The 12,788-nt window shown below is 34.8% G+C and carries 13 protein-coding genes; 2 read left to right on the plus strand and 11 right to left on the minus strand.

Annotation, left to right across the window (positions count from 1 at the left end; genetic code table 11):
• Positions 1-360: 360 nt before the first annotated feature.
• The 4 genes from AC1TO8_RS16520 to AC1TO8_RS16535 form a co-directional block, all read right to left on the minus strand.
• A complete protein-coding gene (locus AC1TO8_RS16520) occupies positions 361-1,818 on the minus strand; it encodes a DUF5677 domain-containing protein (RefSeq protein ID WP_482056732.1) in 1,458 nt (485 codons plus the stop codon).
• Between the two features lie 371 nt (positions 1,819-2,189).
• A complete protein-coding gene (locus tag AC1TO8_RS16525) occupies positions 2,190-3,074 on the minus strand; it encodes an HNH endonuclease (protein WP_482056733.1) in 885 nt (294 codons plus the stop codon).
• Positions 3,075-3,117: 43 nt separating this feature from the next.
• Entirely contained in the window at positions 3,118-3,441 is a 324-nt protein-coding gene (locus AC1TO8_RS16530; protein ID WP_482056734.1) for a pyrophosphohydrolase domain-containing protein, read from the minus strand.
• A complete protein-coding gene (locus AC1TO8_RS16535) occupies positions 3,438-3,749 on the minus strand; it encodes a hypothetical protein (RefSeq protein WP_482056735.1) in 312 nt (103 codons plus the stop codon). Before AC1TO8_RS16535 ends, AC1TO8_RS16530 begins: the two co-directional genes overlap by 4 nt.
• Before the next feature lie 63 nt (positions 3,750-3,812).
• On the opposite strand from AC1TO8_RS16535, the gene AC1TO8_RS16540 reads away from it, so the two are divergent.
• Positions 3,813-4,930, plus strand: a protein-coding gene (locus AC1TO8_RS16540) for an IS3 family transposase (RefSeq protein WP_482056819.1) whose coding sequence is annotated in 2 segments (ribosomal slippage) — positions 3,813-4,059 and positions 4,059-4,930 — 1,119 coding nt in all. Because the reading frame shifts where the segments join, the coding sequence is not laid out codon by codon here.
• A gap of 1 nt (position 4,931) precedes the next feature.
• Here the strand turns inward: AC1TO8_RS16540 and AC1TO8_RS16545 are convergent.
• From AC1TO8_RS16545 to AC1TO8_RS16555, 3 genes are all read right to left on the minus strand, one after another.
• Positions 4,932-5,654 (minus strand): HNH endonuclease family protein, encoded by a 723-nt coding sequence (locus AC1TO8_RS16545; protein WP_482056736.1) that lies wholly within the window; start codon positions 5,652-5,654, stop codon positions 4,932-4,934.
• A 296-nt stretch (positions 5,655-5,950) separates the two neighbouring features.
• Positions 5,951-6,448: a HEPN domain-containing protein gene (locus tag AC1TO8_RS16550; protein ID WP_482056737.1), complete on the minus strand. Its 498-nt coding sequence runs from the start codon at positions 6,446-6,448 to the stop codon at positions 5,951-5,953.
• Positions 6,449-6,582: 134 nt separating this feature from the next.
• A complete protein-coding gene (locus AC1TO8_RS16555) occupies positions 6,583-6,936 on the minus strand; it encodes a hypothetical protein (protein WP_068535889.1) in 354 nt (117 codons plus the stop codon).
• 438 nt (positions 6,937-7,374) lie between these two features.
• On the opposite strand from AC1TO8_RS16555, the gene AC1TO8_RS16560 reads away from it, so the two are divergent.
• The gene (locus tag AC1TO8_RS16560) at positions 7,375-8,364 is read left to right on the plus strand and encodes a hypothetical protein (RefSeq protein ID WP_482056738.1); all 990 of its coding nucleotides are present in this window, start codon (positions 7,375-7,377) and stop codon (positions 8,362-8,364) included.
• A gap of 641 nt (positions 8,365-9,005) precedes the next feature.
• Here the strand turns inward: AC1TO8_RS16560 and AC1TO8_RS16565 are convergent.
• The 4 genes from AC1TO8_RS16565 to AC1TO8_RS16580 form a co-directional block, all read right to left on the minus strand.
• Complete coding sequence (locus tag AC1TO8_RS16565; protein ID WP_482056739.1) at positions 9,006-9,728, minus strand: HNH endonuclease; 723 nt, start codon at positions 9,726-9,728, stop codon at positions 9,006-9,008.
• A 68-nt stretch (positions 9,729-9,796) separates the two neighbouring features.
• A complete protein-coding gene (locus AC1TO8_RS16570; protein WP_482056740.1) occupies positions 9,797-10,669 on the minus strand; it encodes a tyrosine-type recombinase/integrase in 873 nt (290 codons plus the stop codon).
• A gap of 111 nt (positions 10,670-10,780) precedes the next feature.
• A complete protein-coding gene (locus AC1TO8_RS16575) occupies positions 10,781-11,794 on the minus strand; it encodes a S66 family peptidase (protein WP_482056741.1) in 1,014 nt (337 codons plus the stop codon).
• Between the two features lie 89 nt (positions 11,795-11,883).
• Positions 11,884-12,786, minus strand: a complete 903-nt coding sequence (locus tag AC1TO8_RS16580; protein WP_482056742.1) for a DMT family transporter — start codon at positions 12,784-12,786, stop codon at positions 11,884-11,886.
• Between the last annotated feature and the right edge of the window lie 2 nt (positions 12,787-12,788).

The raw sequence follows: 12,788 nt of genomic DNA on the forward strand, positions 1-12,788 counted from the left end.
ATCAATGTTATTCCTCCTAAAACGTAATATCCCTATAATCACCATATTTATATAATAATATAAAAACCCACTTCCTTGAATTTGGAAGCAGGTTTTAGGAAAAGAATAATTATGCCAACCTTACCTATGAGAGAATAAACTCTACTCTTATATTGACTAACTAAAATTTTTTAGCGTCTATCGTAAGCAAATACCACTTCAGTAGTCAAGAACATTGCAGCTACGGATGCAGCGTGAATTGTCAAAACCCTTGATATATCTATGTTTTTTACACAATTATTAGACAACTACTACTTCCCAATGATGTTCAATATTTTTCATTATAAAGTAGTGGTAGCGGGATGTGAAGTAGTATTTTCTTTAGAGTCTTGCTTCAAATCCTGTAAACTCTTTATCGACTAAATCTAGAATCTTATTACAGATATCAATTGCATCATTTGTTACATCATTAAACTGATTTTTTTCTTTCGTAGGTATTCGATGTAATCGATGCATCGGATTCCCACAAGTAACATATACACTATTCCTTACTGCTGCCCAATGTCCATGTGCAAAACCAGATGTCCAATCATAGTATGCATTGTAAATATCTTTAACATCTGCCACTTCACTCATCTTCCTTAAGTTAGTACTATCCCAATGACCTAAGTCAATGTTAACAAATTCTTCCCACTGGTCTTCATTGACTATATCTCTTAATTCATCAATATCTAAATACTGTGGCTTTTCATTTAGTTCATCTATTTTCAAGAAAGAGAGTTTAGCTTGACCTGAACCATAATTACGATAAGACTTCCATAAGTCTTCCTTGTTCTGATGACATAAATAAGCCAATGTAATGTAACATTCTGAGATAGTTCTTAATCCAATTCTACTCAGTATAGAAGAGTTATTGTTGGAACTTACCATTTCTTCTAAAATTTCTATGCAATATAAAGCTAGACCAAATACCCCGTCATGTTTTTCATCTATCTTCGTTGATACATTACTTTCAATAAAGTGTTTCTTCAATAATTCATGTACTTCAATTAATTTATCACTTAATGGACTTCTTTCTATATCGACATTTTTCTTCAATTCCCAGCATGGTGTATATTCTAAACCTTGTTGCCAAAAAGATTTAGACCAACTAGATTGCTCACCAACTCCATCAGAACTCATATTCAATACCATCTCAGTACTTCTTATTGTTGGTCTGACAGTACTCATATCACCAAAATAAGGATACTCAAAAATCTCCTTAAACCACTCTTGTGTAGGAGGTACAAGTTTCTTTGTAACTATATAATAAAATACTCTAGCCCATCGAATATCGGTAGCTTCTTGAGAATTATGACTTAAGGAACTAGCCACTGCAATTTGAATAATATTCCATTCTTTAGCAGAATATTCTAGTGGAGTAATCTGCCTTTGCCAACTGTCTTTAGCTGGAAAATCGTGAAACACTCCAAGTGGCTTAAGAATATCTTTCAAATACAATTTATTACATAAAAAATCTATAAATTTATCTAATAGACTGCTATTCATCTTTGCTAGTTCCGATAATGATATGTCAGATGGTCGAACTTCTTCTTTCAAATCAAAAAAGAACTTACCAATTTGTTTTATTGTGCTTATCGCTTCTTCTCTATCATGTTGTGAGAAAATCAACGCTATCCAAATATATTCTGGTAATCTATCATTCATCCATGACACAGGCTTAAGTTTCTCTATTTGCATGAAAGGCGCAACTAACTTTTTCCCCTCTCGTTTATGCTCATTTACTCCAGAAGGCTGACCCTGTGTTCTTGCTCTTTTCTTCTTATTTCTGTTACCCATTACATCACCTCTATATTTATTAAGTACCCTGATATTGATGCCTAACTATAATTACTATCAAATAATTTTATTCATACATAAATTGCTACTACATATGATTTTTATATCGTAATGTCACAAACTTCACTTTTCGTGTATGTATGAGGTCTAGCTGCTAAACAATAACTTGCTACTTATTTGCTATAAACTAGGGGGCTACCTATCAATTATCTCGCATCCTCTTTTAAGCTTTCAGTGACATTCACACAAGACTTATTAGGCAGCCAACTTAGATACGGACAGTGTCATCAAGTTGCTCACAGGCTATCCAAAACCTTTCAGCCCGCTCCTAGCCTGTTTCTTAGCTCAACAGTAAAAGAATGATTTTATTTTTATGTTTCAAAAACATTATTCCTATGCCATTTCATGTACTCACATTGACTCTCACTTATTATAATATTTATAGTTTCTTTGATATTAAGAAAAACCTTTGTCATTTCATCTAAACTATTTGAAATCAAAATAGTGCCATCATTATCAAAACTAATGTACCCCTTATCAAACAACGCATCATGATTTGGACATAGAAGCAACCCATTATTAGCATCTAACCGTTCTCGATTATTAGATTGACTCCAAGGTTTAATGTGACTTGCAACTAAGAAACGTTCATCTGTGACACTACATAATCTGCACTTCTTTTCAATATCTAGAAGAGCCTTCTTAAACTTTGATTGACCTATTCTTGATTTAATGATTTGTTCTTTCTCTGTGACTGTTATTTCATCCTTAATTATATCATTAAGTTGCTGGTCAAATTCGGATATATAGTCAACAAAATTGCTATCTTTCTCATGAGATGCTATATTAACAAGTTTCTTACCACTAATTAACTCTTCATGCCTAAAATAAACATGTCCATTATATGATTGTGTTGGTTTGGGTTTGTATAATAGAGATTCTTCTTTCTTTAATATCCAAAACATAAAGTTAGGTTTTTCAAATTTAAAATCACTTTTTCTTTCAAAAATATACTGTTTAATTCTATTTTGAACACTATTATCAAAGTGCTGGATTTTATCGTATATAAATTCGTCTTCCATATTTAGAATAACTTTATCTTCGACTTTATATAAATCTTCCATTTCTCCACCACTTTTTCTGAATGTTACTAAGTGCGAATAATCATAAGTACGCGGATGTGGATAGCCATGTATTTGATATTTACTTATTAAATGAAAAGTCGAAGATGCTGGTATAGAAAGTACATTTTGCATAAACGTCACACTCCCTTCACTCCTGTTTGTAGTTGATTTACTGCTACTCTCTTACTGATTCTAGAAAGACCTTGTCCCTAAAACCACCACGCTTTTCGTTCTTAGCTTTAACTATCTCAAGGAACTGTTCTTCACTTACACCTTTAGCAGTCACTAATGAAGTCAACACCTCGTATAAATCTGCTAGTTCTTCTATCAGTTCATCATCACTCTTAGCTCCATGAACTTCATTCATTTCCTCAACTAGCTTGTCCTTTAACGCTTGTTCATAAGCTACATCATCCAATATCTTCACTTCACACATTTTCCCGCTTGCTTCAATAATCTGAGGTATCTTATCACGCACTAACTTGTTATAAACAATCATAGCTTCAAGCTCCTTATAAATGTTTTATAGAATGTATCTGTCATCGGATTATAGCCACGAATACCTTCCCATGTAGCACCACCAAGAACAGTCTTTACATCCTCATATACTTTCAATATGTACTTTCTCCTTGCTATTGGTGTCTTACCAAGCTTCTCAACTAGCTTGTTTGATATGGGATGTTTGCTTGAAATAAAGTGTTCGTTTCTTGCAATCAGTTTCTCCACATAAACCATGCTTGGCAAGTAATCACTCTTTTGGAGATTGCAAAATTCATGAGAAAACACTAGTGGATCGGTTACACTCATCTGGACAGAAAAATTGTGGTCTAGTAAACTACAGACATTACATTTGAGGAGCAATCGACCGTGATGAAAAAAGAAAGACGAACATTTACAACTGAATTTAAGGAACAGATGGTTCAGTTATACCAGAACGGAAAGCCTAGAAAAGAGATTATTAAGGAATATGAATTGACACCATCTTCATTAGATAAATGGATCATGCAAAGCGAGAAAACAGGCTCCTTCAAGGAAAAGGACAACTTGTCGAAAGAAGATGCAGAACTTATTAAACTTCGAAAAGAAAACAAACAGCTACTTATGGAAAATGACATACTAAAGCAAGCTGCGCTGATACTAGGACGAAAGTAAATGTGATTCGGAATAATCAACACAAATACTCGATATCAGCCATGTGTAAAGTCCTTCAACTCCCAAGAAGCACATACTATTATGAAGCGAGTGAGCCGTCTTCAGAAGATGAGATTTCCTCTGTTATCGTCAATATATTCCAAGCAAGTCGGCAAAACTATGGAACACGTAAGATCAAAGTAGAATTAGAAAAGCTAGAGTTAACGGTATCCAGACGAAGAATTGGGCGAATCATGAAAGTACAGGGTCTCGTTTCTTCGTATACTGTAGCTCAATACAGACCACACACAACGGGCTGTAATGACTCAAAACAAGCTAATGTATTAAATAGACAGTTTGTTCAGGAGAAGGAATTGTCTGTTGTCGTGAGTGATCTAACCTACGTAAGAGTCAACCAAAAGTGGAATTACGTATGTGTATTTGTGGATCTCTTCAATCGTGAAATCATAGGTTATAGTGCAGGTCCAAACAAAGATGCTAGGCTCGTCTACCGTGCCTTCGCATTGATTAAAACCAACCTCAATCGGATTCAGCTCTTTCATACAGACCGTGGGAATGAGTTTAAAAACAAGCTGATAGACGATGCCTTAGATACGTTTAAGATCAAACGATCTTTGAGTATGAAAGGTTGTCCCTACGACAATGCAGTTGCAGAAGCAACGTTCAAACTCTTCAAGACAGAGTTTGTGAAGCGACGTCATTTTGATAGTCTGGATGATCTAACGAGAGAACTATATGACTATGTACACTGGTTCAACCACATTCGTATTCACGGGACTCTTGGCTACAAGAGCCCTATTGATTACAAGATAGAACACCATAAAAAAGCTGTCTAGTTTAGTGTTGACAATCCACTAGATTCCAAATCTCATCATGAAAGATCACTTGCCTTGGTATCACATGATCGACATGAATCTTACCTTCAATTTGTTCTCCACAATAGAAACACACACCGCTCTGATAGCCATTAAGTACAGGAATCGTATGTGTGATACTCTTTCTATCATAGCCACTCTCTAGGTAGATACGTCTTATATCATTGCTCATACTAGCCTCTGAATGTCTCATCTCAAAAGCTGATTCTAACAAGTCCCACCTTGATTGTAATTCCTCTGTTAGTGAATCACTCTCTTTGCCCTTGAACACCTCAAATAGAGAGTCTTTAATTATCAACCCATCTTTACCCGCCTCATAGAATGAAATTGGCAGATTAATGCCATTAACAGTATGAAACCTTGGGATGACATCATTGAAAGCTTCTAGCTTAACTTTGTTGATAGCTTCATCTCTATCTAGTCTACCTAAGTTATATAAGTCAACAATACGCTCCATAGCTGTTCTTCTGCCTTTAATACTCATTTGGGGCATATTGTTCTTCAAGCGTTCATGATATAAATCAAAAAAGGATTCTGCTAACATATCCATAGTCACAAAATCCTTGTCAATTGTTGAGAAGTTGATTAGAGCTTGTCCAAGAGCAATTTTATATGTAGCTGTATTAAGTCCATAGAGAATGACAGCTCTCCAATAGTCTTTTTCATCAAATTCTCTACTACTCAAATCTGTCACCTCCTACTAAATACGAATAACACCAACAATCACTGTTTCTAATTTCAGGTTAATTATACAACAATAAAGAAATAAGGCACTAGTAAAGAACAATATCTACTAATGCCTAGGCTATGTTAAATCTTAATGTTGATTTTCAACCTTAATAAAAACGCCCAACGTAGAGAGTTTTATTGAGCTAACGTGTCCCGTTAGCTTAATCAGCTTGAATAGCTTCTATTAGAAAAACAATATAATATTCAACAGCTTAGTTATAGCTCCTTTACTACAAAAAGGATAAATAAAAATCACTCACCCTTATTATTATTAATTAAGCTATGAAGCGTAAATAATAATTCCATCAAAAACTGCAAATTAAATGCCATAATCCCTCGTTCATACATGTAACGGAAAATTATAAATGCTTGACCAATTTCATCAAGTGCTAGTTCGAACTTATCTATTGAAATATTTCCACAAGGGTGCTTTTTCTTTAACTCTTCTTTTATTTTCTCAGGTAATTTCTTAAATAATTTATAGAGATTATGTTCTTGTCTACAATCAATACTCTGAATTAAAAGCAAATATTTTAAATATAGTTCACATGCAAATGAAACATTTGTTAAAACAGCATTCCTACAATCATTATGAATCATATCCATACATCTAAATGATACTTCAAAATACGCATTCGCTTCGTTGAGACATTTTTTTGACCATCTTAAATAATCTTCATCTGATTCCAAATCTGTCGTAAGATTTTCATGCATTTTTAAGTATGCTATCGAACGATTTTCATTTTCCATATAAATTCACTCCAATAAAGTCTACAATTTTTATGTTTCCATATGACAAATAAATATTTTTTCGAGGAACGTTTCAACTATCCTGCCCGTTAGTTGAAAAAAGCCAGTGCGGTAGACCTTTCGGTATTGAACTATCACGTCAATCTTTCGGAGATAGTTTTACTTATTTCTTCAGGGTTTTTAACATCAATGATTAACTTTGATATTTTAAATTTACCAACAAGAAAATTATTCAAGTCAAAATGAAGGGTATCAACCTCATTATAAAAAAAGTAGAGATGATAACCTCCATTGAATCTAAATAATCCATTTCTTGTTCCTCCAAAAGAAGCACCATAAAGCTTGAAAGCATTTGGTATGGGTCTACCTGTTGTTATCCCCTTAATCGAAGAGTATGGAATTTGCAACCCGTTATCTAATTTTAAAAAGGGCGGATTTCCAAGATCGATATTTAAATGGGTTTCCATTAATTGAATTGTACGTTCCATTCGTTTAGTCCACCATTTCATAAAGCTTTAGTATTTTTAAAATATATTTACATATTACACCATAGATAATCTTATCTATAGAATTTATTGAGCTAATTTACCCAAGAACTGAACATGCAACCGAATATTTCGCCGGTTGCATGATGGAATATTACATTATCCTGCCCGTTAGTTGAATAAGAATAAGGCTTCACCCCATATTGAAATAAAGCACCCGTTAGTTTATGTGTTATTTCTCACAAACATATATTATTATACAGGTGAATAGACAGAGAAATTAGAATTTAGGGAGATGAAGTAATCAATGTGTTAAGATGGATAATGGGCAAAGTAAATTAATGCATTACAAGAGAACTATGGTAAATGGAAGTTATATAATACATAAGTATTCGATAGATCGTTAGTGTCTATATTATAAATGGGGGAGGCTTGAAATACATGGACAGCGTATTGCCTATTGGAAAGAAACAGGGATGTTTTACTATAATCGGTGGTTTTGAAGCATATCAAGAAGAAGTTGCTAAAGAACGAATTGCAGACCTAGAACAAAAAAAGCAAAAGTTTATAAATGGGGAAAGAAGTATTGTGCGTAATTTTGAATCTGTAGATGTTTTTGATAGCTCGATACAAAGAAATAAGTCTTACATGAAATACAAATGCCAGTGTAAATGCGGAATAATAGATTATTTTGATGAAACTACTTTATTAAGAAAAAAATGGAGAGATTGCGGGGATGATTGCGCGATAAAGCAAGAGCGTATTAAAAAGAGACTAGCTTCGTACCCTAGAGTAAAGGATAAAAGCTATGATATTGATTATTCCAATACCATACATGAATCATTAGAGATATTAGAGTGTATTGATGATGGTTATGAGGAACAACCTGCAATATCTGATAAACGAAAAAAGAATGGGGGCAAATTTAAAGTATTCAAGTTATATAAATGTCGTTGCTATCTGTGTGGTAAAGAATATCAATTTAAATCATCAGATTTTGAGATAAAAATTGATGCATACGGATATAGAGCGAAAGATGGATATTATTGTGATGCTTATTGTGACTGTCATAACATTTCATCATTTCAATGGCGAACTATAAAAATACTGAGAGAATATAATGTAGCATATAGAGTTGAAGTTGAGTTTCCAGACTTATATGGTGTAGGGCATAAGAAATTGTTGCGTTATGATTTTGCTGTTCTCGGTTCAGATAATAGCATTAAATGTCTTATTGAGTGTCAAGGTGAACAGCATTATAAGCCTATAGCTGAGTTCGGTGGTGTTTCACAATATCAGTCTCAAGTAAAGAATGACGAATTAAAACGTGTTTATGCCAAGTCACATAATATATCTTTATTCGAAATTTCGCATATTTATAAAACATACGAAAAGGAAATAGAATTTCTTAAAACTGCTAGAATTATTTAATCACATATTTTCAGATATCGATTAACTTAACGGCTCTTGTCAAGATGCACTGAGTTAATGAGATAATGGTTGTTGGATATCGGATTAAGAGAGCATAAAATTCCAATTTATCGGTGAGCTTGATTTGAAAGCACATAAGACACTTCGGTGTCTTTTTTTATATCATCGCCAACTTTCCCAGTCACACCTAATTGTTATTTCTTCCACTAACCTACCCGTTAGCTCAATGGACAAAAACAAAAATGAAGTATAACAGAGCTAATGCCTAATACCGTAATTTGTATAGATTACTTTCACTAAGCTCAGTTTGAAATCACTATTATAGTCGTTATAACAAATACATTCCCTTGTGTGCGTGTATGAGGTACACCATGTATCCAAACTCATACCACCTAATCGCTATAAACTAGGGGGCTACCTATCAATTATCTCGCATCCTCTTTTAAGCTTTCAGTGACATTCACACAAGACTTGTTAGACACTCAACTTAGATACGGACAGTGTCAATAAGTCGATCACAGGCTATCTAAAAACCTCACAGCCCCTTCCTATCCTGCTTCTAAGCTCCAAACGTAAAATAATGATTTTACCGTAATAACGAATCCTGATTTAACAATATTATTTTATCGAAGTGTATTAAATTAAAATCCATACTTTTTTCGATGTACTTCTAAAAATATTACTGCAGGTAAATCTCTTGGAGGTTTGTTGAAGTTCAAATCCATTGATATACTTTGTTCAGTAAATTCATACCCTTCTTTATACAGAACTGTATAGTCATCCTCTAGACTTATAATACCTTTTTCGAACATCAAATCGTGTAATCCACATAGCAGTATAGCATTTTCTGGGTTCACTCTATCTTGTTTGGTTGTATTATCATCATTCCACCCAACAATATGACTAGTTCTTAAGAGATTCTTATCCTTAATTTCACACAAAGCACATCCATTATAGTTTCTCAACAAAATTTTCCTTAATTTCCCTTGACCTACTCTTGTTTTAACAGTTCTAAAAACATCATTTCCATCATTTTCATTCATGCTTACATCAAGGTCTTGTTCAGGTACAAATTCATCTTTATTCAAGTGAAAATCCGCAATATCACTTTCATCTAAATCACCTAAATTTTCAATAATAAATTTCTGTGTATATTTATATTTCCTTTTATCATATTTATCAAATCCATAGAAATGAATTACTGACCATGTTTGCCAACCGTCTTCTTCATTTAACTCCTTAATTTTCCTTTCACATTCTCTGGTACTAGTACCTTTAACTAAAAACTCATAAAGCACCCTCGCTTTAACCTCTATCGGTAAGTTTAATACAAAATTAATACGTCTTTTATCTAATTTAGCCATATTCACATTCCTTCTTTCATATAACATTTCCTTATTACAATATAAATTCCAGTCGGATAAGCATCGATTCAAAGATACTTATCAATAGTTCTATCATTCACTGAAAGATAGTGTTTATTGATAGTTTCAAGGTTCTTATGACCACTCTGTTTAGCAATTGTCGCTAGGTCTGCTCCTGCTTCATGCATTGCTGAAACCTGTGTCTTGCGTAGCGTATAAGGCGCAAACCCTAACCATATGTGAATTGACTTTCGATACGCAATATCTGAAACCTGTTGGCTTGTATAATTGTTATGTTTGTCCACTTTGCCAACTAAGTAACTTTCTGATTCTAAGCCATAAACATTGAAGTAATCTTTTAGAACATTGACAACCTCTAGTGTTAATCGTTTTGTATGCCATTCCTTCTGCTTCTTCAAATAAACCTTTACTGAACGATTCTTTAGGTCAATATGTTTCACTTGGATAGTAACCATTTCAGAAGGTCTACACGCTGTTATCAGATTGAACAAGGTAATTGCTTTGGCTCTTGTATCAAGTTTTTCAATCATAGCCATGACCTCTTGCTTTGGTTGCGCTACTTGACCGCCCACTTGTTTCTGCTCCACGTATTGAGAGTCATTATACATCTGACGTAGAAACCCTATACGCTTCTTCTGTTCATCTGATTCAGTTTGACCTAAGACGTTTACTAGGAAGTGTTTCACGCTTGCTGAACGTCTATTGAACGCACTTATCTTTAGACCTGTTTCAACTGTATGTATTAAATATAATTCAAGTGCTTCAAATGATAATTCAGCGTCTTGCTGTTCTGCATACTGTTTGAATCGTCTGAAATCACTCTCATACATTTTTGACTTCTTATCAATCTGCTGTTGAATCTTTTTATTAACGTCTTTTGATTGAATTGCCTTTTTAAGTACAATTACTTTTTCACCCACTCGAACGACCACCTTATTACTTATTTGTAATTTTAGTATACCTTTCTCAAGTTATGAAAAGCGTTGTTTATCATAACGCTACTACTCTTTGTCAGATAGAGAATAAGGTAGTTATGGATTAAAATACTGCTTTACTGACCCTTTACCATCTTCTACTTCTAATTCAGCATACGCTCCATTTATGAAGGTCATTTGTGGTGGAACATGACCGCAATCAATATCGAAGATGATAGGTATCTGTAATTCCTCGGAAAGTTCTGTGTAAATATCCTCTACTGTATAGTTGTCGACAGGTTGATTGGCGTTACTTCTACCAAACATAAGACCAGTACAATGATCGAACCATCCTGCTAATTTCATTTGAACTAATGACCTGCGTAAATCTACTGTGTTCATCTCACAATTCTCTAAATACCACAAGATAGGTTCATTATTTATATAGCTATTCTGAAAATGTTGCACATCACCAAACGGGGTGCCAATCAAATGTCTTATCACATCAATACATCCACCAAGTAAACGGCCTTGTATTTTCACATTCGTATTTGTAATCACTTTCCAACTAGTTTGTTCCGTTAAGTGAAAGACAGATGGCGAAGAGTCAACGTTCCATTCCTTCTGATAGTTAAATGAAGAATGCTGGAGGATGGATTCACCGGTTTTAGTTGATAAGACAGATTGCCACATCGCTGTGGTCTCATCCGTGTATTCTCCTCTTAAATCAATGAGGTTCGTCCCATGAGCAGTGGCTATACCTGTTTTTAAGGTGATGGCTAACAACAATACGCTTATATCTGAATAACCCAATATCCACTTACTCTTAAAATTTTCAAAATTAATGTATTCAAGAATCTCAATTAATAATTCTCCACCCCAAGGAGGAATAATCATATCGATGTTATCATCACGCATCATGTCATTGAATTCAGTAGCACGTAATTTGGCTGGCGCTGACTTTGCTTTATGTTGAGTCCATACCGTTTCTCCACAAATAACGTTGAATTCCTTCATCTTCATACGACTACAGGAAAGTTTAAGCAAATCATGTAATTCCACTTGTACGCCCGACGAGGGTGCTGTTACACCTATTGTTGCTCCTTCTTTTAAAAACGGATATCTTATCATGTTCATCCCCCTTTATAGATCATTGAGACAGGTTAAGATCTCAGTATTTCATCCATAAAATCATCATCGTTATATGGTTCTCAGTGTAGCTAGAGTTGTACAGCATTTGGAGTGCGTTCGAATGTAATCCATATCAATCCACCAACCATAAATACCGCCCCAACGATCTGCCACATATCCACACTTTCCTTAAAGAACATATATCCCATCAGAACAGCAACAGCTGACACTATATAGCGAAAAAAGTTAGAGCGAGCCGTTCCTACCTGGTACATACAGGCGTTCCATACGACAAAGGCAATAACAGTACAGAAGATGACGTTGTAACCGACTACCAAATATTCGGTAGCGCCTAAATTCGCCCATGCAACTTTACCCCAGGATGATAAGGTGAGTGGGAATAAGAATAGCGTGCCAAAAAAAATATACCAGGTGCTTATACGCAAAGCTGAATACGTTCTCATCAGTGGCATACATAACAGATTGAATAGAGCTCCAATTAAGCTGACGCCCAGCGCCATAAGATTTCCGACCATATGCCTAGATGACCATTCAAACCCTGAACCACCACTGATGATGAAATAAACCCCAACCATAGCAATAGCGCCCCCTATCAGAAGTCGAGCTGTCACCTTCTCCTTCGTAATGAATGGGGCGAATAACGCTGCGAATATTGGCCACGGTGCTACATTGAGCAGTGAGGCATTAGCCAACGTCGTATACTGAATGGAGTATAGCACCATAATCTCAAGCAGCGTTATACCGATTAGACCGATACCCATTAACTTAATCAACACACCAAGCGGTAATCCAACACTCTTCTCCTTCAATTTAAGCAATATGAAAAAGAATGGAACAGCCAACGAAAACCTTAGAAATGCCAAAAGCACCGGATCAAAGACATCCATTGCCAGCCGTGAGAACCCAAAATTGAGTCCCCATATGGCCGAAACCATCACAAGTCCTGCGTAGTACATTTTCTTCTTCTGCAATA

The organism is Paenibacillus sp. Y859, assembly GCF_056786405.1.